The organism is Serratia nevei (assembly GCF_037948395.1).
GTDB lineage: Bacteria > Pseudomonadota > Gammaproteobacteria > Enterobacterales > Enterobacteriaceae > Serratia > Serratia nevei.
This window is the reverse complement of record NZ_CP149940.1, coordinates 4,135,292-4,161,390: the sequence shown is the minus strand read 5'-3', so window position 1 is coordinate 4,161,390 and position 26,099 is coordinate 4,135,292. Positions and strand designations below refer to the sequence as shown.

The following is a 26,099-nucleotide window of genomic DNA, read 5'->3' as shown; positions in this document are numbered from 1 at the left end:
TGTCTGCAGCGGGTTTATGGTATAAAGCGCGCCGGCGATCCGCGACTTGGTTCTTGTGACCTGGCAGGAATTGGCCGAAAATACTTTAACTGCACTCATTTTGTGTAAATAACACACACGTATCGGCACATCCGCCGGGGTGCCCTGAGGTGACTTGTCGCCGCCAGGGTCGGCGCTATGGGATACGTGGAGGCATAACCCCAATTAATCTATAGAGGTTTAATCATGGCAACTGTTTCCATGCGCGACATGCTCAAGGCTGGTGTTCACTTCGGTCACCAGACCCGTTACTGGAACCCGAAAATGAAGCCTTTCATCTTCGGCGCTCGTAACAAGGTTCACATCATCAACCTGGAGCAGACCGTACCAATGTTCAACGCCGCTCTGGCTGAACTGAGCAAGATCTCTTCCCGTAAAGGCAAGATCCTGTTCGTGGGTACCAAGCGCGCAGCAAGCGAAGCGGTAAAAGACGCTGCTAACAGCTGTGACCAGTTCTTCGTGAACCACCGCTGGTTGGGCGGCATGCTGACTAACTGGAAAACCGTTCGTCAGTCCATCAAGCGTTTGAAAGATCTGGAAATCCAGTCTCAAGACGGCACCCTGGACAAGCTGACCAAGAAAGAAGCGCTGATGCGCACTCGTGAACTGGCCAAGCTGGAAAACTCCCTGGGCGGTATCAAAGATATGGGCGGTCTGCCAGACGCACTGTTCGTTATCGATGCCGATCACGAGCACATCGCGATCAAAGAAGCCAACAACCTGGGTATCCCGGTATTCTCTATCGTTGATACCAACTCCAACCCAGACGGCGTTGACTTCATCATCCCTGGTAACGACGACGCAATCCGTGCAGTAAACCTGTACCTGACTGCCGTTGCTGCCGCTGTGCGTGAAGGTCGTTCTCAAGATCTGGCCGTTCAGGCGGAAGAAGGCTTCGTAGAAGCTGAATAATAAGGCAAGCTCGTCACTGAGCCCTTATTAACCAGGTATTGACATATGTTGGTTAGGGGGGCCTGTAAAGGCCCCCTTTGCTTATCTGAATGAGAACTGTCTCCACGCGAGATAACCGAGGAAAAATAAATGGCTGATATTACCGCTGCCCTGGTAAAAGAACTGCGCGAGCGTACCGGCGCTGGCATGATGGATTGCAAGAAGGCGCTGGTTGAATCCAACGGCGACATCGAACTGGCAATCGAAAACATGCGTAAGTCCGGTGCGATCAAAGCCGCTAAAAAAGCAGGCAACGTGGCTGCTGACGGCGTGATCAAAACCAAGATCGAAGGCAACTACGGCATCATTCTGGAAGTTAACTGCCAGACTGACTTCGTAGCAAAAGATGCCGGTTTCCAGGCGTTCGCCGACAAAGTGCTGGATGCCGCTATGGCCGGCAAAATCACTGACGTTGACGTGCTGAAAGCACAGTTCGAAGAAGAGCGCGTAGCGCTGGTGGCAAAAATCGGCGAAAACATCAACATTCGTCGCGTTGCTTCCCTGGAAGGCGAAGTGCTGGGCAGCTACCTGCACGGCGCGCGTATCGGCGTACTGGTTGCGGCTAAAGGCGCTGACGAAGAGCTGGTTAAGCAAATCGCAATGCACATTGCGGCAAGCAAGCCAGAGTTCGTGAAGCCAGAAGACGTGTCTGCTGAAGTGGTAGAAAAAGAGTACCAGGTTCAGCTGGACATCGCCATGCAGTCCGGCAAGCCGAAAGAAATCGCAGAGAAAATGGTTGAAGGCCGCATGAAGAAATTCACCGGCGAAGTTTCTCTGACCGGTCAGCCTTTCGTTATGGATCCGAGCAAATCCGTTGCTCAGGTGCTGAAAGAGCACAACGCTGACGTGACCAACTTCATTCGCTTCGAAGTGGGCGAAGGCATCGAGAAAGTCGAAACCGACTTCGCTGCTGAAGTTGCCGCGATGAGCAAACAGTCTTAATGACTGTCGATGGAACCGCCGTCTGGCGGTTCCATACTATCCAGCCAGAATTACACCGGTGGCAGGCCCTGCAGCGTGATTCTCACCTCAGGCGCGTTTCATCGGCTGAAATCCCCAATACTAATACTGCTTCTTAGGACAGAACACCATGGCAACCAATGCAAAACCCGTATATCAGCGTATTCTGCTTAAACTGAGTGGCGAAGCCCTGCAAGGTGCAGAAGGTTTTGGTATCGACGCCAGCGTTTTGGATCGCATGGCTCAGGAAGTGAAAGAGCTGGTCGAACTGGGAATTCAGGTCGGTGTAGTTATTGGCGGCGGGAACCTGTTCCGCGGCGCGGGCCTGGCGCAAGCCGGCATGAACCGCGTAGTGGGCGACCACATGGGAATGCTGGCTACCGTGATGAACGGCCTGGCTATGCGTGATGCACTGCACCGTGCCTATGTGAACGCCCGCCTGATGTCGGCGATCCCGCTGAACGGCGTATGTGACAATTACAGCTGGGCAGAGGCTATCAGCCTGCTGCGCAACAACCGCGTGGTGATCTTCTCCGCCGGTACCGGCAACCCGTTCTTCACCACCGATTCCGCCGCTTGCCTGCGCGGTATCGAGATCGAAGCGGACGTGGTGCTGAAAGCCACCAAAGTGGATGGCGTATACTCCGCCGATCCGGTGAAAAACCCGGATGCGACGCTGTATGAACAATTAACCTATCAGGACGTGCTGGAGCGCGAGCTGAAAGTGATGGATCTGGCGGCGTTTACGCTGGCCCGCGATCACGGCTTGCCGATCCGCGTGTTCAACATGAACAAGCCTGGCGCGCTGCGCCGCGTGGTGATGGGTGAGAACGAAGGTACGCTGATCAGCAAATAAGGCTGTTCACACCCCTTTTTCGGTGCGCGTGACGCCAGGCGCCGCGCGCTCTCCGAGTACGATTACGGGCTATACTTGAGTATCGCCTGCCAAGTAACCAGCTTCCAAGGGTTTGCAACGTGACTAATGAAATCAGAAAAGATGCTGATTCACGCATGGAAAAAAGCGTAGAAGCATTCAAAAACCAAATCAGCAAGATCCGCACCGGCCGCGCTTCTCCAAGCATTCTGGACGGCATCATGGTGGAATACTACGGCGCCGCTACGCCGCTGCGCCAGCTGGCCAACGTGACCGTGGAAGACTCCCGCACGCTGAAAATCAACGTGTTCGACCGCAGCCTGAGCCAGGCCGTTGAGAAAGCGATCATGAGCTCCGATCTGGGCCTCAACCCGTCTTCCGCCGGCTCTGACATTCGCGTTCCGCTGCCTCCGCTAACCGAAGAACGTCGTAAGGATCTGATCAAGATCGTACGCGGCGAAGCCGAGCAGGGCCGCGTAGCGGTGCGTAACGTGCGTCGCGACGCTAACGACAAGGTCAAGGCGCTGCTGAAAGACAAAGAGATCAGCGAAGACGAAGAACGTCGTTCACAAGACGAGATTCAGAAAATGACCGACGCTTACATCAAGCTGGTCGATGCCGCGCTGGCAGAGAAAGAAAAAGAGCTGATGGATTTCTAATCAGCATCGCGCAGAAAAAAAGCGTCGCCTGGGCGGCGCTTTGTTTTTTGTGGCGCAGATCCCGTTTCATCGTACTGAAAGATCATGGACAAGCGGTGTCCAAGGTTCCACACTGGAGCACCTCCGATCTCATCAGACAGTTATTCAGAGTGAACTCATGAAGCAACTGACCATTCTTGGCTCGACCGGCTCGGTAGGGACCAGCACCCTGGCCGTGGTCAGGGCTAATCCCGACCGTTTTGCGATCAAAGCACTGGTGGCCGGCCGCAACGTCGCGGTCATGGCGCAGCAATGCATGGAATTCCGGCCCGCCTTCGCCGCGATGGCTGAGGAAAGCGCCGCTCGCGAGCTGCGCGCCATTCTGGCGGAAAACGGCGTCGCTACCGAGGTCTTGGCCGGGGAACAAGCGGCCTGCGAACTGGCGGCGTTGGATGACGTCGATCAAGTGACGGCGGCCATCGTCGGCGCCGCAGGGCTGCTGCCGACGCTGGCGGCGATCCGCGCAGGCAAGCAGGTGTTGCTGGCCAACAAGGAGTCGCTGGTCACCTGCGGCCGTCTGTTTATGGACGCGGTTCGGCAAAGCCAGGCGCAGCTGCTGCCGCTGGACAGTGAACACAACGCGATTTTTCAGAGTTTGCCTGAGAGCATTCAGCGCCAGTTGGGATACTCTTCCCTGGACAGTCATGGCGTTTCGCGCATCGTGCTTACCGGCTCAGGCGGCCCGTTCCGCACCACGCCGCTGGAGCAGTTCGCCGCGATGACCCCGGATCAAGCCTGTGCCCACCCGAACTGGTCGATGGGCCGCAAGATCTCGGTGGACTCCGCCACCATGATGAACAAAGGTCTGGAATACATTGAGGCCCGCTGGCTGTTTAACGCCTCGGCCGAGCAAATGGAAGTGATCCTGCACCCGCAGTCGGTGATTCACTCGATGGTGCGCTATGCCGACGGCAGTGTGCTGGCGCAGTTGGGTACGCCGGATATGCGCACGCCGATCGCCCATGCGATGGCGTATCCGCAGCGCGTAAACTCCGGCGTGGAAGCGCTGGACTTCTGCCGCATCGGTTCGCTGACCTTCGCCGAACCGGAGCGCGAGCGCTATCCTTGCCTGTATTTGGCGATCGAAGCGTTCGACGCCGGCCAGGCGGCGACCACCGCACTGAACGCGGCGAATGAAATCGCCGTGGCGGCATTTTTGCAGCAGCAGATTCGCTTTACCGACATTGCCGCGGTCAACCGGCAGGTCGTCGAACGCCTCGCGCTGCAGGAACCGACGTGCATCGAAGCGGTCTTAGACATTGACCGCCAGGCGCGCGCCGCCGCCGAGGAGCGCGTTCGCGCGTTGCGCGGTTGAGCACGGCGATTATCCGATTTTGCTCGTAATTCGCGTATGCCGCAGCGGGGCCGTTTGTTCATGCTCCGCTGAGGTGGTATAGTCTGCGCCACCTGTCAGCGGTTATACCGTTGAATTATGGCCCGATTGGCGCCCTGTGCGTCAATGGCGACCCGGCTGCGCCGGGCATCGCGAGGGCAGGCTGAAAGCCGTGTCGGGCACACGGCTTTTTTTGCGCGTAAGGGCCTGATGTTCCGGAAAGGCAGTTATATTTCTATTGAGGAAATAAGTACGAGTTATGTCGTCCGCAAACCAACAAGAGGCTAATCCATCTTCCCCGGGGCCGCGCCATGTCGCCATCATCATGGACGGTAACGGACGCTGGGCCAAACGTCAGGGCAAGTTACGTGTCTTCGGTCATAAAGCAGGGGTGAAATCGGTTCGCCGCGCGGTCAGTTTTGCCGCCAGCCACCATTTAGATGCGCTCACGCTTTATGCCTTCAGCAGCGAAAACTGGAACCGTCCGGTGCAGGAAGTCTCCGCCCTGATGGAGCTTTTTGTCCGTGCTCTGGATAGTGAAGTAAAAAGCCTGCATAAACATAACGTCAGGTTGCGGGTGATCGGCGATATAAGCCGGTTCAGCTCGCGTTTGCAGGAGCGGATCCGCCGCTCTGAAGCGCTGACGGAAAATAACGATGGCCTGACGCTCAATATCGCTGCCAACTACGGCGGCCGTTGGGATATCATTCAGGGAGTAAGGGAGCTGGCCGAACGGGTACGGGTGGGAGAGTTGCACCCGGATCAGATCAGCGAGGAATTATTGAGCGAGCGGGTTTGCATGAGCGACCTGGCGCCGGTGGATCTGGTTATCCGCACCGGTGGCGAGCATCGCATCAGTAACTTCCTGCTGTGGCAAATCGCCTATGCTGAACTTTACTTTACGGATGTGCTCTGGCCTGATTTCGATGAACTTGTCTTTGAAGGTGCGCTGAATGCATTTGCACAACGTGAGCGCCGCTTCGGGGGAACAACACCTATCGGCGCCGATGCGTCCTAGGGAGAACTTTTGCTGAAGTATCGCCTCATAACTGCTCTGATTTTAATCCCGATCGTTATCGCGGCGCTGTTCCTGTTGCCGCCGCTGGCCTTTGCTCTGGTAACGCTCGTCGTGTGCATGTTAGCAGCCTGGGAGTGGGGCCAACTGGCCGGTTTTACCTCCCGTTCGCAGCGCATCTGGCTGGCGATACTGTGCGGTTTTCTGCTGGCGCTGATGATGCTCAGCGTTCCCGCGTACCATCAATCCGTGCCGCAGGTGAGCGGCTCGCTGTGGCTGTCGCTGGTCTGGTGGCTGGCGGCGCTGCTGCTGGTGCTGTTCTACCCCGGCTCGGCCGCTATCTGGCGCAACTCGCGCCCGCTGCGCCTGCTGTTCGGCCTGCTGACCATCGTGCCGTTCTTCTGGGGCATGCTGGCGCTGCGCCAGTACGGCTACGAGCAAAACCCGTTTACCGGCGCCTGGTGGCTGCTGTACGTGATGCTGCTGGTGTGGGGCGCGGATTCCGGCGCCTACATGTTCGGCAAGCTGTTCGGCAAGCATAAGCTGGCGCCGAAGGTCTCGCCGGGCAAAACCTGGGAAGGGCTGATCGGCGGGTTGTTGACGTCGGCGGTAATCTCCTGGCTGTTCGGCCGCTATGCGCCACTGAACGTGGTGCCGACCACCCTGTTGGCCTGTTCGGTGCTCGCCGCGCTGGCTTCGGTGCTGGGCGATTTGACCGAAAGCATGTTCAAACGCGAAGCGGGCATCAAGGACAGCGGTCATTTGATCCCCGGTCATGGCGGCATACTGGATCGTATCGACAGCCTGACCGCGGCGGTGCCGGTGTTTGCCTGCCTGATGCTGTTGGTGTTTTAATCCGTCGATGACGGAAAGTGAGGGATGATGGTCAGCGTGCTTTGGAACCTGGTGGCGTTTCTGATTGCGCTCGGTATCTTGATAACCGTGCACGAGTTCGGACACTTTTGGGTTGCCCGCCGTTGCGGCGTGCGCGTTGAACGTTTCTCCATCGGCTTCGGTCGCGCGCTGTGGCGCCGCACCGATCGCCAGGGCACCGAGTACGTCATCGCCTTGATTCCGCTCGGCGGCTACGTGAAGATGCTGGACGAGCGCGTGGAGTCGGTGGCGCCGGAAATGCGCCATCAGGCCTTCAACAACAAAACCGTCTGGCAGCGCGCGGCCATCATCAGCGCCGGCCCCATCGCCAACTTCCTGTTTGCTATCCTTGCCTACTGGCTGGTGTTCATCATCGGCGTGCCGAGTTTCCGCCCGGTGATCGGCGAAATCGCGCCGCAATCCATCGCCGCCAAGGCCGAAATTTCGTCTGGCATGGAACTAAAGTCGGTTGACGGCATCGAAACGCCTGATTGGGAGTCAGTTCGTCTGGCGCTGGTGGCGAAGATTGGCGATGCGCAAACCGAAGTCGGCGTCGCGCCATTCGGCTCTTCGCAGGTAGTGACCAAAACCCTGGATTTGCGCCAGTGGAACTTTGAGCCGGACAAGCAGGATCCCGTTGTCGCGCTGGGCATTATGCCGCGCGGCCCGCAGATTGAATCCGTGTTGGCGGAAGTGCAGCCTGACTCGGCGGCGCAAAAGGCGGGTTTACAAGCGGGGGACAGGATCGTTAAAGTCGATGGTCAGACGTTGGGTCGTTGGCAGACGCTGGTGAAGCGTATCCACGATGGCCCGGGGCAACCGCTGGCTTTGGAGATTGAAAGAAACGGCGCCCCCTTGTCTTTGACGCTGATACCGGATACAAAGCCGGTGGGAAAAGACAAATCGGTGGGTTTTGCAGGCATCATTCCAAAGGTGCTGCCGCTGCCGGACGAGTATAAGACGATTCGCCAGTATGGACCGTTCCCGGCGCTGTATCAGGCCGGCGACAAGACCTGGCAGCTGATGCGGCTGACGGTTAACATGCTGGGCAAATTAATAACCGGTGATGTAAAGCTGAACAACCTGAGTGGCCCGATCTCGATTGCACAGGGAGCAGGGGCGTCAGCCGGAGTCGGGTTCGTGTATTATCTGATGTTCCTGGCGTTGATTAGCGTCAACCTGGGGATCATCAACCTGTTCCCATTACCGGTGTTAGATGGTGGGCATCTCCTCTTCCTGGCGATAGAAAAGCTGAAGGGTGGGCCGGTTTCCGAGCGAGTACAGGACTACAGCTACCGCATAGGTTCGATCGTGCTGGTGTTGTTGATGGGTCTTGCACTTTTCAATGATTTTTCCCGCCTCTAGGGGCGGGGATAGGTTAGGAAGAACGCATAACAACGATGGCGATGAAAAAGTTGCTCATAGCGTCGCTGCTGTTTGGCAGCGCCACCGTATACGGTGCAGACGGGTTCGTAGTGAAAGACATTCATTTCGAAGGCCTGCAGCGAGTCGCCGTCGGTGCGGCGTTACTCAACATGCCGGTTCGCGTCGGCGATACCGTCACTGACGATGACATCAGTAATACCATCCGAGCCTTGTTTGCCACCGGCAACTTCGAGGACGTGCGCGTACTGCGCGATGGTAATACGTTGATCGTGCAGGTGAAGGAACGTCCTACCATCGCCAGCATCACCTTCTCCGGCAACAAGTCGGTGAAGGATGACATGCTCAAGCAGAACCTGGAAGCCTCCGGCGTCCGGGTGGGCGAGGCGCTCGACCGCACCACGATCTCCAGCATTGAAAAAGGGCTGGAAGACTTCTACTACAGCGTCGGTAAATACAGCGCCTCGGTGAAAGCCGTGGTCACGCCGCTGCCGCGCAACCGTGTCGACCTGAAGCTGGTGTTCACGGAAGGGGTCTCCGCCAAGATTCAACAAATCAACATCGTCGGCAACCATGCCTTCACCAACGACGAACTGATCTCGCGCTTCCAGCTGCGTGATGAGGTGCCGTGGTGGAACCTGGTCGGCGATCGCAAATACCAGAAGCAAAAACTGGCGGGCGATCTCGAAACCCTGCGCAGCTTCTATCTGGATCGCGGCTATGCCCGCTTCAACATCGATTCTACCCAGGTGAGCCTGACGCCGGATAAAAAAGGCATCTACATCACCATCAACATCACCGAAGGCGATCAATACAAGCTTTCCGATGTTGTCGTGAACGGCAACCTGGCCGGTCACTCGGCGGAAGTTGCTCAGATCACCAAGATCGAACCGGGCGAGCTGTATAACGGCAGCAAGGTGACCAAAATGGAAGACAACATCAAAACGATGTTGGGCCGTTATGGTTACGCCTACCCGCGCGTCGGCACTCAGCCGGAGATCAACGACGCGGATAAAACCGTCAAGCTGCACGTCAACGTCGACGCGGGCAACCGCTTCTACGTGCGTCGCATCAAGTTCGAAGGCAACGACACCAGCAAGGATTCCGTACTGCGTCGCGAAATGCGCCAGATGGAAGGCGCCTGGCTGGGTAACGAGCAGGTCGAGCAGGGCAAAGAACGCTTGAACCGCTTGGGCTACTTCGAAACGGTTGACGTGGAAACCCAGCGCGTGCCGGGCACCGCCGATCAGGTCGACGTAACCTACAAGGTGAAAGAGCGCAACACCGGTACCTTTAACTTCGGCGTCGGCTACGGCACCGAGAGCGGCGTCAGCTTCCAGGCCGGCGTGCAGCAGGACAACTGGTTGGGTACCGGCTACTCGGTCGGCATCAGCGGCACCAAGAACGACTACCAAACCTATACCGAATTCTCGGTCACCAACCCGTACTTCACCGTTGACGGTGTGAGCCTGGGCGGCCGCGTATTCTACAACGACTTTAAAGCGGATAACGCGGACCTGTCCGACTACACCAACAAGAGTTACGGTGTTGACGGCACGCTGGGCTTCCCGATCAACGAAAACAACTCGTTGCGTACCGGCCTGGGCTACGTCCACAACGGTCTGTCGAACATGCAGCCGCAGATCGCCATGTGGCGTTATCTCGACTCGATGGGCGTGGATGCGAACAAGACTGACCGCGCCAGCTACTCGACGGACGACTTTACCCTGAACCTGGGCTGGACCTACAACAACCTGGACCGCGGCTACTTCCCGACGTCGGGTAACCGCACCACGTTGAACGGCAAGGTCACCATTCCGGGCTCGGACAACGAATACTACAAGGTGACGCTGGACAGCGTTCAGTACGTGCCGATCAACGACGATCGCACCTGGGTGCTGTTGGGCCGTGGCCGTCTGGGTTACGCGGATGGGCTGGGCGGCAAGGAAATGCCGTTCTATGAGAACTTCTATGCTGGTGGTTCAAGCACCGTGCGTGGCTTCCAGTCGAACACCATCGGTCCGAAGGCGGTGTATTACAACTCCAACTCGTACCAGTGCCAGTTCAACGCCGGCAGCACCACCACGCGTCAGAGCATCTGTAGCTCGGATGATGCGGTGGGCGGTAACGCCATGGCGGTTGCCAGCCTGGAGCTGATCACCCCGACGCCGTTCATCAGCGAGAAATACGCCAACTCCGTGCGGACGTCGCTGTTCATCGATGCCGGTACCGTGTGGGATACCAAGTGGAAGAATACCGACGAAACGCTGATGTACGGCGTGCCTGACTACAGTAAAGCGGGCAATATTCGTTCCTCCGCCGGTATCGCGCTGCAGTGGATGTCGCCGCTGGGGCCGTTGGTGTTCTCTTACGCCAACCCGATCAAGAAATACGAAGGCGACAAGTCCGAACAGTTCCAGTTTAACATCGGTAAGACCTGGTAACGGGTCTCGCCTCTGGGCATAACAGTTATTAAGAATCGCAATGGCCAGGCGCCCGCCGGCAGAGGGAGATGATTCTCATTGTTTGGTGGGATAAGTCTGGCAAATTGTGTACTTCAGTGTCATATGACACAAATGGGTGATGGTAAGGAGTTTATAGTGAAAAAGTGGTTGTGTGCCGCAGGCCTCGGTTTAGCAATGGCTGCTTCAGCTGGCGTTCAGGCAGCAGATAAGATCGCTGTCGTTAACGTCTCCAGCATTTTCCAACAGCTGCCGGCCCGCGAAGCGGTCGCTAAACAGCTGGAAAACGAGTTTAAAGGCCGTGCAAGCGAACTCCAGAACATGGAACGTAGCCTGCAGACCAAAATGCAACGTCTGCAGCGTGACGGCGCTACCATGAAAGCCAGCGACCGCAGCAAGTTGGAAAAAGACGTGATGGCACAGCGCGAGCAGTTCTCTCAGAAAGCGCAGGCTTTCGAGCAGGACAACCGTCGTCGCCAGATGGAAGAGCGTAACAAGATCCTGAGCCGTATCCAGGACGCTGTGAAATCTGTTGCCAGCAAAGGCGGTTATGACGTGGTGATCGACGCCAACGCCGTTGCCTATGCAGACTCTTCCAAAGATATCACTGCTGACGTGCTGAAACAGGTTAAATAACACATGCTTTCAATTCGACTGGCTGATTTAGCGCAGCAGTTGGATGCACAATTGCACGGTGATGGCGATCTCGTCATCACCGGCATTGCTTCTATGCATTCGGCACAGCCTGGCCAAATCACGTTTTTGTCAAACAGCCGCTATCAAGAGCAGCTGTCTTCCTGCCAGGCAAGCGCCGTGGTGCTTACCGAAGCGGATTTACCACACTGCCGTACTGCGGCGCTGGTGGTTAAGAACCCTTACCTGACCTACGCGCGCATGGCGCAGCTGATGGACACCACGCCGGCACCGGCGCAGGATATCGCGCCAAGCGCGGTGATCTCGCCTGAGGCGCAGCTGGGGCACAACGTCGCCATTGGGGCGAACGCGGTGATCGAGTCGGGTGCGGTGCTGGGCGATAACGTGGTTATCGGCCCGGGCTGCTTCATTGGCAAACACGCACGCATCGGCGCGGGAACGCGTCTGTGGGCGAACGTCACGATTTATCATGCGGTTGAAATCGGCCAGCGCTGCCTGATCCAGTCCGGCACCGTGATCGGCGCGGACGGTTTCGGCTATGCGAACGAGCGCGGCGAGTGGATCAAAATCCCTCAGTTGGGCACGGTGATTATCGGCGATCGCGTCGAAATCGGCGCTTGCACCACCATTGACCGCGGCGCTTTGGATAACACCCAAATCGGGAATGGTGTTATCATCGACAACCAATGCCAGATTGCACATAACGTCGTGATTGGCGACAATACCGCCGTCGCCGGCGGCGTGATCATGGCCGGCAGCCTGAAAATCGGCCGCTACTGCCAGATCGGCGGTGCCAGCGTGATCAACGGTCACATGGAGATTGCCGACAAGGTTGTTGTTACCGGAATGGGAATGGTTATGCGACCAATCACCGAACCTGGGGTATACTCTTCGGGCATTCCGTTGCAGCCTAACAAGGTTTGGCGTAAAACCGCTGCGTTGGTGATGAATATCGATGAGATCAGCAAGCGCTTGAAAGCTGTCGAACGTAAAGTCGGAAAAGACTAATCATTGCCGCCCGCCTTGGCGGGTACAAAACGAAACGCGTTGGTCGTAAGACCAAAAGCGCAAAGAGATGTTAATTTGCGGCCTGCATGATGATCTCCTTTTGGGGTCAGCGCAGGCCGTGTTGTTGATGCCATCAGTTTTTAGAGACAGGAAGAGTATTTTGACTACTGACACTCATACTCTGGATATTGCAGAAATTTTGGATCTGCTTCCTCACCGTTACCCGTTCTTGCTGGTCGACCGCGTCCTCGAGTTTGAAGAGCACAAATATCTGCGTGCGGTGAAGAATGTATCGGTGAACGAACCGTTTTTCCAGGGCCACTTCCCTGGCAAACCGATTTTCCCAGGCGTATTGATCCTGGAAGCCATGGCGCAGGCCACCGGTATCCTGGCGTTTAAAAGCGTCGGCAAACTGGAGCCGGGCGAGCTGTATTACTTCGCCGGTATCGACGAAGCGCGCTTCAAGCGCCCTGTGGTGCCAGGCGATCAGATGGTCATGGAAGTCACCTTCGAGAAAACTCGCCGCGGCCTGACTCGCTTCAAAGGCGTGGCGACCGTTGACGGTAAAATTGTCTGCGAAGCAACCATGATGTGTGCCCGCAGCCGGGAGGCTTAATCCGTGATTGACCAAACCGCCTTTATCCATCCTAGCGCGATAGTCGAAGAAGGCGCCGTGATCGGCGCCAACGTGCATATCGGCCCTTTCTGCTACGTCGGTTCCCAGGTGGAAATCGGCGCCGGCACGGTGCTGAAATCCCACGTGGTGGTGAACGGCATTACCAAGATCGGCTGCGATAACCAGATTTATCAGTTCGCCTCCATCGGTGAAGTGAATCAGGATCTGAAATACGCGGGCGAACCGACGCGCGTTGAAGTGGGCGATCGCAACCGCATCCGCGAAAGCGTCACCATTCACCGCGGCACCGCGCAGGGCACCGGCTTGACTAAAGTGGGCAACGATAACCTGCTGATGGTCAATACGCATATCGGGCATGACTGCGTGGTCGGCAATTTCTGTGTGCTGGCCAACAACGCTACGCTCGGCGGACACGTGGAAATCGACGATCACGCCATCATCGGCGGCATGACGGCGATCCACCAGTTCTGCATTATCGGTGCGCATGTGATGGTAGGCGGTTGTTCCGGCGTCGCTCAGGACGTGCCTCCTTTCGTCATCGCTCAGGGCAACCACGCGACACCGTTCGGCGTCAATGCGATTGGCCTGAAGCGTCGCGGTTTTGATAAGGATGAAATGCAGGCGATTCGTAACGCCTATAAGATCCTGTATCGCAGCGAGAAAACGCTGGATGAAGCGAAAGCGGAAATCGAAGCCCTGGCCAAAGAGCAGCCGGTGGTGCAGCTGTACCTCGATTTCTTCACCCGTTCCACCCGTGGCATCATTCGCTGAGTTATGTCGAATCGTCCATTGACTATCGGATTGGTCGCCGGAGAAACCTCCGGTGACATTCTCGGCGCCGGTTTGATCCGCGCGCTCAAGGCGCAGATCCCCGACGCGCGTTTCGTTGGCGTCGCCGGCCCGCTGATGCAGGCCGAAGGCTGCGAAGCCTGGTACGAAATGGAAGAGCTGGCGGTCATGGGCGTGGTGGAAGTGCTCGAGCGTTTGCCACGCCTGTTGAAGATCCGCAAGGATCTCACCCGCCGCTTCGGCGAGCTGCGGCCGGACGTGTTTGTCGGTATCGACGCGCCGGACTTCAACATCACGCTGGAAGGCCGCCTCAAGCAGCGCGGCATCCGCACCATTCACTACGTCAGCCCTTCCGTGTGGGCCTGGCGGCAAAAGCGCGTTTTCAAAATTGGCAAAGCCACCGATCTGGTGCTGGCCTTTCTCCCTTTCGAAAAAGCGTTTTACGATCGCTTCAACGTGCCTTGCCGGTTTATCGGCCATACCATGGCAGATGCCATGCCGTTACAGCCCGATCGGCTGGCGGCGCGCGCCCAGCTTGGCATCGATCCGCAGGCGCGCTGTCTGGCCTTGCTGCCGGGCAGCCGCGGCGCCGAAGTCGAGATGCTTAGCGCCGACTTCCTCAAAACAGCGCAGCTGCTGCGCACGCGTTATCCTGAGCTTGAAGTGGTGGTGCCGCTGGTTAACGCCAAACGGCGCGAGCAGTTTGAGCGCATCAAGGCGGAAGTGGCGCCGGACCTGACCGTACACCTGCTGAACGGCCAGGGGCGCGAGGCGATGATTGCCAGCGACGCGGCGCTGCTGGCGTCCGGCACGGCGGCGCTGGAGTGCATGTTGGCCAAGTGCCCGATGGTGGTGGGCTATCGCATGAAACCGTTCACTTTCTGGCTGGCGCAGAGGCTGGTGAAAACGCCTTACGTTTCGCTGCCGAATCTGCTGGCGGGGCGCGAGATCGTCACCGAGCTGCTGCAGCATGACTGCGTGCCGGACAAACTGGCCGCCGCCGTGATGCCGCTGCTGGAAGAGAGCCCGCAAACCGAAGCGCTGAAACAGACTTTCCTTACTTTGCACCAAAGCATCCGTTGCGGTGCGGACGAACAGGCCGCTCAGGCTGTGTTGGAGCTGGCGAAAGCATGATTGAACCCTTTATCTATCCCGCTGCCACGCTGATTGCCGGTGTGGACGAAGTGGGCCGCGGCCCGTTGGTTGGCGCGGTGGTCACCGCCGCCGTGATCCTCGATCCGGCGCAGCCGATCGTCGGGCTGGCGGACTCCAAGAAACTCAGTGAAAAACGCCGCCTGGCGCTGTATGACGAAATCGTCGCCAAGGCGCTCTCCTGGAGCCTGGGGCGCGCCGAGCCGGCGGAAATCGACCAGCTGAACATTTTGCACGCCACCATGCTGGCGATGCAGCGCGCGGTGGCCGGGTTGCATATCGCGCCGGACATGGTTTTAATCGACGGTAACCGTTGCCCGAAGCTGCCAATGCGTTCGCAGGCGGTGGTGAAGGGTGACAGCCGCGTGGCGGAGATCAGCGCGGCGTCCATTCTGGCGAAGGTCACGCGCGATCGCGAAATGGCCGAGCTGGACAGCGAGTTCCCGGACTACGGTTTCGCGCAGCATAAAGGCTACCCGACCGCCCTCCACCTGGAGCGGCTGGCCGCGCTGGGCGCCACTGAGCACCACCGCCGCAGCTTCGCGCCGGTGAAAAGGGCGCTGGCGCTGTAGTCTGCGGGCCTGGTTGACCAGGCTCGACGATAGCATTAACCCGGGCTCAGCCTGCTGAGCCCCTTCAATCAGGTATCTGGAGATGGCCGAACCTCGTTTTATTCACCTGCGCGTCCACAGTGACTACTCCATGATTGATGGATTGGCCAAGACGGCACCGCTGGTGAAAAGAGCCGCCGCGTTAGCCATGCCTGCTCTGGCAATCACCGATTTCACCAACCTGTGCGGGCTGGTGAAGTTCTACGGCAGCGCGCACGGCGCCGGGATCAAACCGATCATCGGCGCGGATTTTCATGTGCAAAGCGAAGAGCTGGGCGACGAACTGGCTCAGTTGACGGTGCTGGCCAGCAACAACGAAGGCTACCAGAACCTGACGCTGCTGATTTCCCGCGCCTATCAGCGTGGCTACGGCGCCGCCGGCCCGACCATCGATCGCGACTGGCTGATTGAACATCGTGAAGGGCTGATTCTGCTCTCCGGCGCGCGTCAGGGCGATGTCGGCAAGTTTCTGTTGCGCGGCAATCAGGCGCAGGTGGATCAGTGCCTGGACTTCTACCAGCAGCACTTCCCGGACTGTTACTACCTGGAATTGATCCGCACCGGCCGCCCGGACGAAGAGAACTACCTGCATGCGGCGGTGGCGCTGGCCACCGAGCGCGGTTTGCCGGTGGTAGCCACCAACGACGTACGCTTCCTGGTGGAAGACGACTTCGACGCCCATGAGATTCGCGTCGCCATTCACGACGGCTTTACGCTGGACGATCCCAAGCGGCCGCGCAACTACAGCCCGCAACAATATATGCGCAGCGAAGACGAGATGTGCGAGCTGTTCGCCGACATCCCGGAAGCGCTGCTGAACAGCGTCGAGATCGCCAAGCGCTGCAACGTCACCATTCGCCTCGGCGAATACTTCCTGCCGCAGTTCCCGACCGGCGACATGAGCACCGAGGACTTCCTGGTACTCAAATCGAAAGAGGGGCTGGAAGAGCGTCTCGAGTTCCTGTTCCCCGATCCTGAAGTGCGCGCGCAGCGCCGCCCGGAATACGACGAGCGTCTGGACGTCGAGCTGAAGGTGATCAACCAGATGGGGTTCCCCGGCTACTTCCTGATCGTGATGGAGTTTATTCAGTGGTCGAAGGACAACAATGTGCCGGTGGGGCCGGGGCGCGGCTCCGGCGCCGGTTCGCTGGTGGCCTATGCGTTGAAAATCACCGACCTCGATCCGTTGGAATTCGACCTGCTGTTCGAACGCTTCCTGAACCCGGAACGTGTCTCGATGCCCGACTTCGACGTCGATTTCTGCATGGAGAAGCGCGACCAGGTAATTGAGCACGTGGCGGAGATGTACGGCCGCGAAGCGGTATCGCAGATCATCACCTTCGGTACCATGGCGGCGAAAGCGGTTATCCGCGACGTGGGCCGCGTGCTGGGGCATCCGTACGGCTTCGTTGATCGCATCTCCAAGCTGGTGCCGCCGGATCCGGGCATGACGCTGGAAAAAGCCTTCGCCGCCGAACCGCAGCTGCCGGAAATTTACGAGGCCGACGAAGAGGTCAAGGCGCTGATCGACATGGCGCGCAAGCTGGAAGGGGTGACGCGTAACGCCGGTAAACACGCCGGGGGCGTGGTGATCGCGCCGACCAAAATCACCGACTTCGCGCCGCTGTACTGCGACGCCGAAGGGCACCATCCGGTGACCCAGTTCGACAAGAACGATGTGGAATACGCCGGGCTGGTGAAGTTCGACTTCCTCGGTCTGCGTACCCTGACCATCATCGACTGGGCGCTGGAGATGATCAACGCCCGGCGCGCCAAGACCGGGCTGGAACCGATCGACATCGCCGCCATTCCGCTCGACGACAAGAAAAGCTTCGACATGCTGCAGCGCTCGGAAACCACGGCGGTGTTCCAGCTTGAATCGCGCGGCATGAAAGACCTGATCAAACGTCTGAAGCCCGACTGCTTCGAAGACATGATCGCACTGGTGGCGCTGTTCCGCCCGGGGCCGCTGCAGTCGGGCATGGTGGATAACTTCATCGACCGCAAGCACGGCCGCGAAGAGATCTCCTACCCGGATATCCAGTGGCAGCACGAGTCGCTCAAGCCGGTGCTGGAACCGACCTACGGCATCATCTTGTATCAGGAACAGGTGATGCAGATTGCCCAGGTGTTGGCCGGCTATACCCTGGGCGGCGCGGACATGCTGCGCCGTGCGATGGGTAAAAAGAACCCGGTCGAAATGGCCAAGCAGCGCGGCGGCTTTGAAGACGGCGCAAAATCACGCGGCATCGACGGCGAACTGTCGGTGAAAATCTTCGACCTGGTAGAGAAGTTCGCCGGTTACGGCTTTAACAAATCGCACTCCGCCGCCTATGCGCTGGTGTCGTATCAGACGCTGTGGCTGAAGGCGCACTATCCGGCCGAGTTTATGGCGGCGGTAATGACCGCCGATATGGACAACACCGACAAAGTGGTGGGGCTGGTGGACGAATGCTGGCGCATGGGGCTGAAGATCCTGCCGCCGGATATCAACAGCGGCCTGTATCACTTCCACGTCAACGACGACGGCGAGATCGTTTACGGCATCGGCGCCATCAAAGGCGTGGGGGAAGGGCCGATCGAGGCCATCATCGAGGCGCGCAACAGCGGCGAACAGGGTTACTTCAAAGACCTGTTCGATCTCTGTGCGCGCTCCGACATCAAGAAACTGAACCGCCGCATTCTGGAAAAGCTGATCATGTCTGGCGCGTTCGATCGCCTCGGGCCGCACCGCGCCGCGCTGATGAATTCGCTCGGCGACGCGTTGAAAGCGGCGGATCAGCATGCGAAAGCCGAAGCTATCGGCCAGGTAGATATGTTCGGCGTGCTGGCGGAGGCGCCGGAGCAGGTGGAGCAGTCCTACGCCAATATCGCCCCCTGGCCGGAGCAGGTGGTGCTGGACGGTGAGCGGGAGACGCTGGGGCTGTACCTGACCGGCCACCCGATCACCCAGTACCTGAAGGAGATCGAACGTTACGCCGGTGGCCAGCGTTTGAAAGACATGCACCCGACGGATCGGGGCAAAATGACCACCGCCGTCGGGCTGGTGGTCGCCGCGCGGGTGATGGTGACCAAGCGCGGCAACCGCATCGGTATCTGTACATTGGATGACCGTTCGGGCCGCCTGGAAGTGATGTTATTCACCGAAGCGTTAGAAAAATACCAGCATTTGTTGGAAAAAGACCGTATCCTTATCGCCAGTGGACAGGTCAGCTTTGATGACTTTAGCGGCGGGCTTAAAATGATGGCCCGCGAGGTAATGGACATCAGTGAAGCCCGGGAAAAATACGCTCGCGGGCTTGCTATCTCGCTGACTGACAGGCAAATTGATGACCAGCTTTTGAACCGTCTCCGTCAGTCGTTGGAACCCCATCGATCGGGGACGATTCCAGTGCATCTCTACTATCAACGGGAAGATGCACGAGCCAAGCTGCGTTTTGGCGCAACCTGGCGCGTGACGCCCACCGACCGCTTGTTGATAGACTTGCGGACGTTGGTAGGCAATGAGCAGGTGGACTTGGAATTTGACTAAAATAGGAATGCTATGAGTCTGAATTTTCTTGATTTTGAACAGCCGATTGCAGAGCTGGAAGCGAAAATTGACTCGCTGACTGCAGTCAGCCGTCAAGACGAAAAATTAGATATTAATCTGGACGAAGAGGTTCAGCGCCTGCGTGAAAAGAGCGTTGAGCTGACGCGCAAGATTTTTGCCGATCTTGGGGCTTGGCAGATTGCCCAATTGGCACGCCACCCGCGCCGTCCTTATACCCTGGATTATATCAAACACATCTTTACCGACTTCGAAGAGTTGGCGGGCGATCGCGCTTACGCCGACGACAAAGCGATCGTCGGCGGTATTGCGCGCCTGGATGGCCGCCCGGTGATGATCATCGGGCACCAGAAAGGCCGTGAAACCAAAGAGAAGATCCGCCGCAACTTCGGCATGCCGGCGCCGGAAGGCTACCGCAAAGCGCTGCGCCTGATGGAAATGGCCGCCCGCTTCAAGATGCCGCTCATCACCTTTATCGATACCCCGGGCGCTTATCCGGGCGTGGGCGCGGAAGAGCGCGGCCAGTCCGAAGCCATCGCGCGCAACCTGCGTGAGATGTCGCGTCTGAATATCCCGGTCATCTGCACCGTCATCGGCGAAGGCGGCTCCGGCGGCGCGCTGGCGATCGGCGTGGGCGATAAGGTGAACATGCTGCAGTACAGCACCTACTCGGTGATTTCGCCGGAAGGCTGTGCTTCCATCCTGTGGAAGAGCGCCGACAAGGCGCCGCTGGCTGCAGAAGCGATGGGCATCACCGCGCCGCGCCTGAAAGAGCTGAAGCTGATCGACTCGGTGATCCCGGAGCCGCTGGGTTCCGCGCACCGCGATGTGCCGGCGATGGCCGCCGCGCTGAAAGCGCAGCTGCTGGCCGATCTGAAAGATTTGGACGGTCTGAACGACGAAGAGTTGCTCAACCGCCGCTATCAGCGTCTGATGAACTACGGCTACTGCTGAGTTCTGTTCTTAGCTGCAAGAAACCGCCTTCGGGCGGTTTTTTTTTGGCTACACACCGCCGGATTTTCGTGGTGTTATAGAGACTTGGCCGTTAACTGACAGGAGCTGCCGATGAATATCATCGCCATCATGGGCCCGACGGGCGTCTACTACAAAGATGAGCCGATCCGCGAGCTCCACGCGGCGCTGGCCGCCATGGGATTCCAGCTGGTGTACCCCAAAAACAGCGGCGACCTGCTGAAGCTGATTGAAGCCAACGCCCGCATCTGCGGGGTGATCTTCGACTGGGACGACTACAGCCTGGAGCTGTGCAGCGAGATCAACGAGCTGAACGAATACCTGCCGCTGTATGCCTTTATCAATACCCACTCTACCTTCGACGTCAGCCTGCATGAAATGCGCATGGTGCTCTATTTCTTCGAGTATGGCCTGAATGCGGCGGATGATATCGCGCAGCGCATCCAGCAGTACACCGCGGAATACATCGACACCATTACGCCGCCGCTGACCAAGGCGTTATTCAACTATGTGCGCGAAGGGAAGTACACCTTCTGCACGCCGGGCCACATGGCCGGCACCGCGTTTCAAAAAAGCCCGGTGGGCTGCCTGTTCTACGATTTCTTCGGCGCCAATACCTTGAAGGCCGACATCTCGATTTCGGTTACCGAGCTTGGTTCGCTGCTGGATCACACCGGGCCGCACCTGGAGGCCGAAGAGTATATCGCGCGCACCTTCAACGCCGAGCAGAGCTATCTGGTCACCAACGGCACCTCCACCGCCAACAAGATCGTCGGCATGTATTCGGCGCCGGCCGGCAGCACGGTGCTGATCGACCGCAACTGCCACAAATCGCTGTGTCACCTGCTGATGATGAGCGATATCGTGCCGATCTATCTGCGCCCGCTGCGCAACGCCTACGGCATCCTCGGCGGCATTCCGCAGCGCGAGTTTACCCGCGAAAGCATCGCCGCCCGTGTGCAGGAGACCCCGAACGCCACCTGGCCGGTGCATGCGGTGATCACCAATTCCACCTATGACGGCCTGCTGTACAACACCGACTACATCAAGCAGACGCTGGAGGTGCCGTCGATCCACTTCGACTCCGCCTGGGTGCCTTACACCAACTTCCATCCGATTTACGACGGCAAAAGCGGCATGAGCGGCGAGCGGGTGTCCGGTAAGGTGATTTACGAAACCCAATCGACGCACAAGCTGCTGGCGGCCTTCTCGCAGGCTTCGATGATTCATATCAAGGGAGACTACGACGAGAGCACCTTCAACGAAGCCTACATGATGCATACCACCACCTCGCCGCACTATGGCATCGTGGCATCGATGGAGACCGCCGCCGCCATGCTGCGCGGCAACCCGGGGCGCCGCTTGATCAACCGTTCGGTGGAGCGTGCGCTGCATTTTCGCCGTGAAGTGCAGCGGCTGCGCGAGGAGAGCGACAGTTGGTTCTTCGACATTTGGCAGCCGGAAGAGATCGATGAGGCGCAATGCTGGCCATTGGATCCGGACGACAACTGGCACGGTTTTGGCCAGACCGATCGCGATCACATGTACCTCGATCCGATCAAGGTGACGATCCTGACGCCGGGCATGAACGAGCTGGGCACGCTGGAGGAGGAGGGGATCCCGGCGGCGCTGGTGGCGAAGTACCTCGACGAGCGCGGCATTGTGGTGGAGAAGACCGGGCCGTACAACCTGCTGTTCCTGTTTAGCATCGGCATCGACAAAACCAAGGCGATGAGCCTGCTGCGCGGCCTGACCGATTTCAAGCGCGCCTACGATCTCAACCTGCGGGTGAAGAACATGCTGCCGGATCTGTACGCCGAGGATCCGGATTTCTACCGCAACATGCGCATTCAGGATCTGGCCGCCGGCATTCACCGCCTGATCTGCCAGCACGATCTGCCGCGCCTGATGCAGCGGGCGTTCGACGTGCTGCCGGAAATGAAGCTGACGCCGCACCAGATGTTCCAGGAGCAGGTGCGCGGCAACGTGGAAACCTGTGAGTTGGATCAGCTGGTGGGCAAGGTGGCGGCCAATATGATCCTGCCGTATCCGCCGGGCGTGCCGCTGGTGATGCCGGGGGAAATGATCACCGAAGAGAGCCGGGCGGTGCTCGATTTCCTGCTGATGCTGTGCTCGATCGGCGAACGTTACCCCGGTTTTGAAACCGACATCCACGGCGCCAAACTGACGGAGGACGGACGCTATCTGGTGAAGGTGTTGAAGGCCCCGCAGCCGTAATGCATAACACGCCCGGCGGTTTGGAAGATATGCCGGGCGTTCTCATTGACGGCATCGCCGCCGCCGGATACCTTGCCTCATCAGACCGAACAGGAGAGGCCGCCATGCTGGCGTTACGTCAGGTACACCATATCGCGATCATTGGCGCGGACTACGCCGCCAGTAAGCATTTTTACTGCGACATTCTCGGATTTACCCTGCTGAGCGAAGTCTACCGCGAGGAGCGCGGCTCCTGGAAAGCCGACCTGGCGCTCAACGGGCAATACACTATCGAGCTGTTTTCTTTCCCTTCGCCGCCGGCCCGCGTCAGCCGCCCGGAGGCCTGCGGCCTGCGCCATCTGGCGTTCAGCGTTGACGACATTGGCCAGGCCATCGCCCATCTGCAGGCGGCCGGCGTCGCCTGCGAACCGGTACGCGTCGATCCTTATACCCAATCTCGTTTTACCTTTTTCAGCGATCCCGATGGTTTACCGTTAGAATTATACGAGAGTTAACGGCTTAATCGCCTCCCGGCGGCCACAGCCGGGGACGGTTATGCTATGATCGCGCCCTTGCCCTACATGCCTACAGAGTTATTTCCGCCATGCAAGAGCCTGCTTTTCGCGTCGGGGAGTGGCTGGTTACCCCTGCCGACAACACCATCAGCCGCGACGGACGCCAAAAAACGCTGGAACCGCGCCTGATCGATATGCTGTGCTATTTCGCCCGGCATCCCGACGTGGTGCTGAGCCGTGACGAGCTGATCGACAACGTCTGGAAGCGCAATATCGTCACCAACCACGTGGTGACCCAATGTATTTCAGAGCTGCGCAAATACCTGAAAGACGGCGACAGCGACAGCCCGGAATACATTATCACCGTGCCCAAGCGCGGGTATAAGCTGGCGACGTCGGTGATCTGGTGTGAAGAAGGGGAGACGCAACCCGCTCCCGCACAGGCGCCGCAGATCGCGGTGATCATGCATGAGCCGGAAGACGGCAGCGAGGAAGACGAGACGCCGTATGTGCCGCCGCGCCGGGCAAGCGCACCGCCTGCCGCGCCCGGCGAAAAGAAGCCGCGTTTTTATCGCCGCTCGACCTTCTGGGTGTGGCTGGCGTTTCTGGCGGCGCTCAGCGTCTGCGTGGCGTTTGTCGGCATCGCCACGCTGTCGCAGCGCGTGCCGGTATCCACCATGCCGGTGCTGCTAAACCCGCGCGATATCGATATTCGCATCCAGGGCGGCGAGAGCTGCAGCAACTGGATGCCGCAGCTCTCTTATGTGGTGGGCGTCAGCGAGCTGATCACCGATTCGCTGAACACCTACTCGACCTTCCTGGTACACGACCAGACCAACTACAACTATTCCGGCCCCAGCAACTCGGGCAAGTCGCTGTATATCGAGTTCGTCAATCAGCGCCACTACCGCGCCCAGCAGTGTTTCCTGTCCGTGCGGCTGGTGGATAACGCCGACAGCTCAGTCATGCTGGACAAGCGTTACTTTATTACCGCCGATAACCAGCTGAAGATCCAGACCGACTTCCTCTCCAGCCTGTCCGCTGCGCTGAAGCAGCCCTGGCCGCCACAGCTGGAGCAGCGCCTGGCGCAGCTGCTGCCCGACAACGGGCCGTTGCTGCAGCGTTTCTACCAGGCGCACCAGTTGCTGATCCACGGCGACGCCGATTCGTTGACCCGCGCCAGCGCCCAGCTGAGCGAGCTGATTAAAAGCGCGCCGAACTTCCATTACCTGCTGGCCGAAAAGGCGCTGGTGGATCTGCTGCGTAATTCTTATCAACCGTTCGACAGCCAGGCCCTGGCGCAATTGCGCGCCGATATCAGCCATCTGGCGACGATCCCCGAATTGAAAAACACGCCAATCATGCAGCAAGTTCTGGCGGTAGATGCATTGACGCAGGGGCGCATTGACGAGGCGCACCGGGCGATCGATCTGGGGATTGAATTGCAAATGTCGTGGCTGAATTATGTGCTGCTGGGCAAGGTGTATGAAATGCAGGGGCAGAACCATTTGGCGGCGGATTCTTATATTACCGCATTCAATCTTCGCCCCGGCGAAGACACATTGCATTGGATCACCAACGGCGTATTCCAGACGTCATTGACCAACGTGGTGCCTTATTTAAATAACTATCAGCGCCAATAATTAACCGATATCACGCCGCCATTATTCTCCGGGAATCATGGCGGCGTTATCTATTGGTGAAGGCATGTTGCGTGAATGTATTATTTTGCTGCGCGATATTATTTCTTTTTTGCCGTTTGTTATGCGCCATTAACCTTGTCATGTTGTTGTTTTTAAATGATGTTTATCTTTTCTTTAGCTTACCTTTTTATCTTGATGTGTTAATGAAAAACCTCAGGTTATCATTTGTATGATCATGAGCGTAATCTCACTTTATCTTTAGGACTTTATTTCCCCCGATGGTTAGCATCCTGACTATCAAGCCGGCTCATTAAAATCTTTTATTTATGGGTGTGGCTTATAAGAAACGTAAATCAGGAGAAACTGACCATGGCTTCACCCAAGAAAATAGGGCTTATTGCCTGCACCGGCGTCGTCGCCGGTAATATGATGGGGAGCGGGATTGCCTTATTGCCCGCCAACCTGGCGAGTCTCGGATCTATCGCCATCTGGGGATGGGTGATCTCGATTATCGGGGCGATGTCGCTGGCCTATGTGTATGCCCGCCTCGCCACCAAAAACCCGCAGCAGGGCGGCCCTATCGCCTACGCGGGTGAAATTTCCCCGGCCTTCGGTTTCCAGACCGGCGTGCTTTATTACCATGCCAACTGGATCGGTAACCTGGCCATCGGCATTACCGCCGTTTCTTATCTCTCCACCTTCTTCCCGGCGCTGAACAACCCGGTACCTGCCGGCATCGCCTGTATCGCCATCGTGTGGATCTTCACCTTCGTCAACATGCTGGGCGGAACCTGGGTCAGTCGTTTGACCACCCTGGGCCTGGTGCTGGTGCTGATCCCGGTGATCGTGACTGCCACCGTCGGCTGGCACTGGTTTGACGCCGCCACCTATCAGGCTAACTGGAATACCTCCGGCACCACCGACAGCCATGCTGTCATCAAAAGTATCCTGCTGTGCCTGTGGGCGTTTATCGGCGTGGAATCCGCAGCGGTCAGCACCGGCATGGTGAAAAACCCGAAACGCACCGTGCCGCTGGCAACCATGCTCGGCACCGGCCTGGCTGGCATTATCTACATCGCTGCCACCCAGGTGATCAGCGGTATGTTCCCGGCGTCTGAAATGGCCGCCAGCGGCGCGCCGTTCGCCATCAGCGCCTCGGCGATCATGGGCAACTGGGCCGCACCGATGGTTTCCGCCTTCACCGCCTTCGCCTGCCTGACGTCACTGGGTTCGTGGATGATGCTGGTTGGCCAGGCCGGGGTCCGTGCCGCCAACGACGGCAACTTCCCGAAAGTGTACGGCGAGCTGGATAAAAACGGCATTCCGAAGAAAGGCCTGCTGCTGGCCGGTTGCAAAATGACCGCGCTGATGGTGCTGATCACCCTGATGAGCTCCGCCGGCGGCAAAGCCTCCGACCTGTTCGGCGAACTGACCGGCATCGCGGTGCTGCTGACCATGCTGCCTTACTTCTACTCCTGCGTAGACCTGATCCGCTTCGAAGGGGTCAACGTGCGCAACCTGCTGAGCCTGATCGCTTCGGTGTGCGGCTGCGGCTTCTGCTTCATCGCTCTGATGGGCGCCAACTCATTCGAACTGTCCGGCACCTTTATCATCAGCCTGATTATCCTGATGTTCTACGCCCGGAAAATGAATACCCGCCAGGCTGCCAACGCAGCGGCGGTCGATGAAAACACCACGGCCAAAGCGCACTGATTCGCGTCCGCTGACCGACTGAATTTACCCAGCCCCTTTCTTTCCGACCT

Annotated in this window: 21 protein-coding genes; all 21 read left to right on the top strand. The window is 58.3% G+C overall.

The window, feature by feature from the left end:
• The first annotated feature begins 225 nt into the window (after positions 1 to 225).
• The 21 genes from rpsB to cadB all read left to right on the top strand — a co-directional run bounded on the left by rpsB (position 226) and on the right by cadB (position 26,049).
• Positions 226 to 951: a 30S ribosomal protein S2 gene (rpsB, locus tag V8N38_RS20025; protein ID WP_016929891.1), complete on the top strand. Its 726-nt coding sequence runs from the start codon at positions 226 to 228 to the stop codon at positions 949 to 951.
• A 129-nt stretch (positions 952 to 1,080) separates the two neighbouring features.
• A complete protein-coding gene (gene tsf, locus V8N38_RS20020; RefSeq protein WP_033635739.1) occupies positions 1,081 to 1,932 on the top strand; it encodes a translation elongation factor Ts in 852 nt (283 codons plus the stop codon).
• Between the two features lie 148 nt (positions 1,933 to 2,080).
• Positions 2,081 to 2,806: a UMP kinase gene (gene pyrH, locus V8N38_RS20015; protein ID WP_004931940.1), complete on the top strand. Its 726-nt coding sequence runs from the start codon at positions 2,081 to 2,083 to the stop codon at positions 2,804 to 2,806.
• Between the two features lie 119 nt (positions 2,807 to 2,925).
• Positions 2,926 to 3,483 (top strand): ribosome recycling factor, encoded by a 558-nt coding sequence (gene frr / locus V8N38_RS20010; RefSeq protein ID WP_004931943.1) that lies wholly within the window; start codon positions 2,926 to 2,928, stop codon positions 3,481 to 3,483.
• 157 nt (positions 3,484 to 3,640) lie between these two features.
• A complete protein-coding gene (gene ispC, locus V8N38_RS20005) occupies positions 3,641 to 4,837 on the top strand; it encodes a 1-deoxy-D-xylulose-5-phosphate reductoisomerase (protein ID WP_060423065.1) in 1,197 nt (398 codons plus the stop codon).
• 277 nt (positions 4,838 to 5,114) lie between these two features.
• Positions 5,115 to 5,873, top strand: coding sequence for a (2E,6E)-farnesyl-diphosphate-specific ditrans,polycis-undecaprenyl-diphosphate synthase (gene ispU, locus V8N38_RS20000; protein WP_049198255.1), 759 nt, complete (start codon positions 5,115 to 5,117; stop codon positions 5,871 to 5,873).
• A gap of 9 nt (positions 5,874 to 5,882) precedes the next feature.
• Entirely contained in the window at positions 5,883 to 6,725 is an 843-nt protein-coding gene (cdsA, locus tag V8N38_RS19995; RefSeq protein ID WP_047729987.1) for a phosphatidate cytidylyltransferase, read from the top strand.
• Between the two features lie 27 nt (positions 6,726 to 6,752).
• Positions 6,753 to 8,108: a sigma E protease regulator RseP gene (rseP, locus tag V8N38_RS19990; protein ID WP_147840332.1), complete on the top strand. Its 1,356-nt coding sequence runs from the start codon at positions 6,753 to 6,755 to the stop codon at positions 8,106 to 8,108.
• A 35-nt stretch (positions 8,109 to 8,143) separates the two neighbouring features.
• Positions 8,144 to 10,570, top strand: a complete 2,427-nt coding sequence (gene bamA, locus V8N38_RS19985) for an outer membrane protein assembly factor BamA (RefSeq protein ID WP_060441357.1) — start codon at positions 8,144 to 8,146, stop codon at positions 10,568 to 10,570.
• Positions 10,571 to 10,726: 156 nt separating this feature from the next.
• On the top strand, positions 10,727 to 11,224 hold the full coding sequence (skp, locus tag V8N38_RS19980) for a molecular chaperone Skp (RefSeq protein WP_004931958.1): 498 nt from the start codon (positions 10,727 to 10,729) through the stop codon (positions 11,222 to 11,224).
• Positions 11,225 to 11,227: 3 nt separating this feature from the next.
• Entirely contained in the window at positions 11,228 to 12,250 is a 1,023-nt protein-coding gene (lpxD, locus tag V8N38_RS19975; protein WP_060441358.1) for a UDP-3-O-(3-hydroxymyristoyl)glucosamine N-acyltransferase, read from the top strand.
• Between the two features lie 160 nt (positions 12,251 to 12,410).
• Positions 12,411 to 12,866 carry a 3-hydroxyacyl-ACP dehydratase FabZ gene (gene fabZ / locus V8N38_RS19970; protein ID WP_004931962.1) on the top strand — a complete coding sequence of 152 codons (456 nt, stop codon included), beginning with the start codon at positions 12,411 to 12,413 and terminating at the stop codon, positions 12,864 to 12,866.
• A 3-nt stretch (positions 12,867 to 12,869) separates the two neighbouring features.
• Positions 12,870 to 13,658, top strand: a complete 789-nt coding sequence (gene lpxA, locus V8N38_RS19965) for an acyl-ACP--UDP-N-acetylglucosamine O-acyltransferase (protein WP_060441359.1) — start codon at positions 12,870 to 12,872, stop codon at positions 13,656 to 13,658.
• Between the two features lie 3 nt (positions 13,659 to 13,661).
• Entirely contained in the window at positions 13,662 to 14,810 is a 1,149-nt protein-coding gene (gene lpxB, locus V8N38_RS19960; protein ID WP_060441360.1) for a lipid-A-disaccharide synthase, read from the top strand.
• Positions 14,807 to 15,400 (top strand): ribonuclease HII, encoded by a 594-nt coding sequence (rnhB, locus tag V8N38_RS19955; protein WP_033654126.1) that lies wholly within the window; start codon positions 14,807 to 14,809, stop codon positions 15,398 to 15,400. Before lpxB ends, rnhB begins: the two co-directional genes overlap by 4 nt.
• Before the next feature lie 82 nt (positions 15,401 to 15,482).
• Entirely contained in the window at positions 15,483 to 18,971 is a 3,489-nt protein-coding gene (dnaE, locus tag V8N38_RS19950; RefSeq protein WP_019455764.1) for a DNA polymerase III subunit alpha, read from the top strand.
• Between the two features lie 12 nt (positions 18,972 to 18,983).
• Entirely contained in the window at positions 18,984 to 19,943 is a 960-nt protein-coding gene (accA, locus tag V8N38_RS19945) for an acetyl-CoA carboxylase carboxyl transferase subunit alpha (protein WP_019455765.1), read from the top strand.
• Between the two features lie 111 nt (positions 19,944 to 20,054).
• A complete protein-coding gene (locus V8N38_RS19940) occupies positions 20,055 to 22,199 on the top strand; it encodes a lysine decarboxylase LdcC (protein ID WP_147840326.1) in 2,145 nt (714 codons plus the stop codon).
• Positions 22,200 to 22,303: 104 nt separating this feature from the next.
• Complete coding sequence (locus V8N38_RS19935) at positions 22,304 to 22,693, top strand: VOC family protein (protein WP_060388405.1); 390 nt, start codon at positions 22,304 to 22,306, stop codon at positions 22,691 to 22,693.
• Positions 22,694 to 22,782: 89 nt separating this feature from the next.
• Positions 22,783 to 24,336, top strand: a complete 1,554-nt coding sequence (gene cadC, locus V8N38_RS19930; protein ID WP_049198560.1) for a lysine decarboxylation/transport transcriptional activator CadC — start codon at positions 22,783 to 22,785, stop codon at positions 24,334 to 24,336.
• A 369-nt stretch (positions 24,337 to 24,705) separates the two neighbouring features.
• Positions 24,706 to 26,049, top strand: coding sequence for a cadaverine/lysine antiporter (gene cadB / locus V8N38_RS19925; RefSeq protein ID WP_033649814.1), 1,344 nt, complete (start codon positions 24,706 to 24,708; stop codon positions 26,047 to 26,049).
• Positions 26,050 to 26,099: the final 50 nt, after the last annotated feature.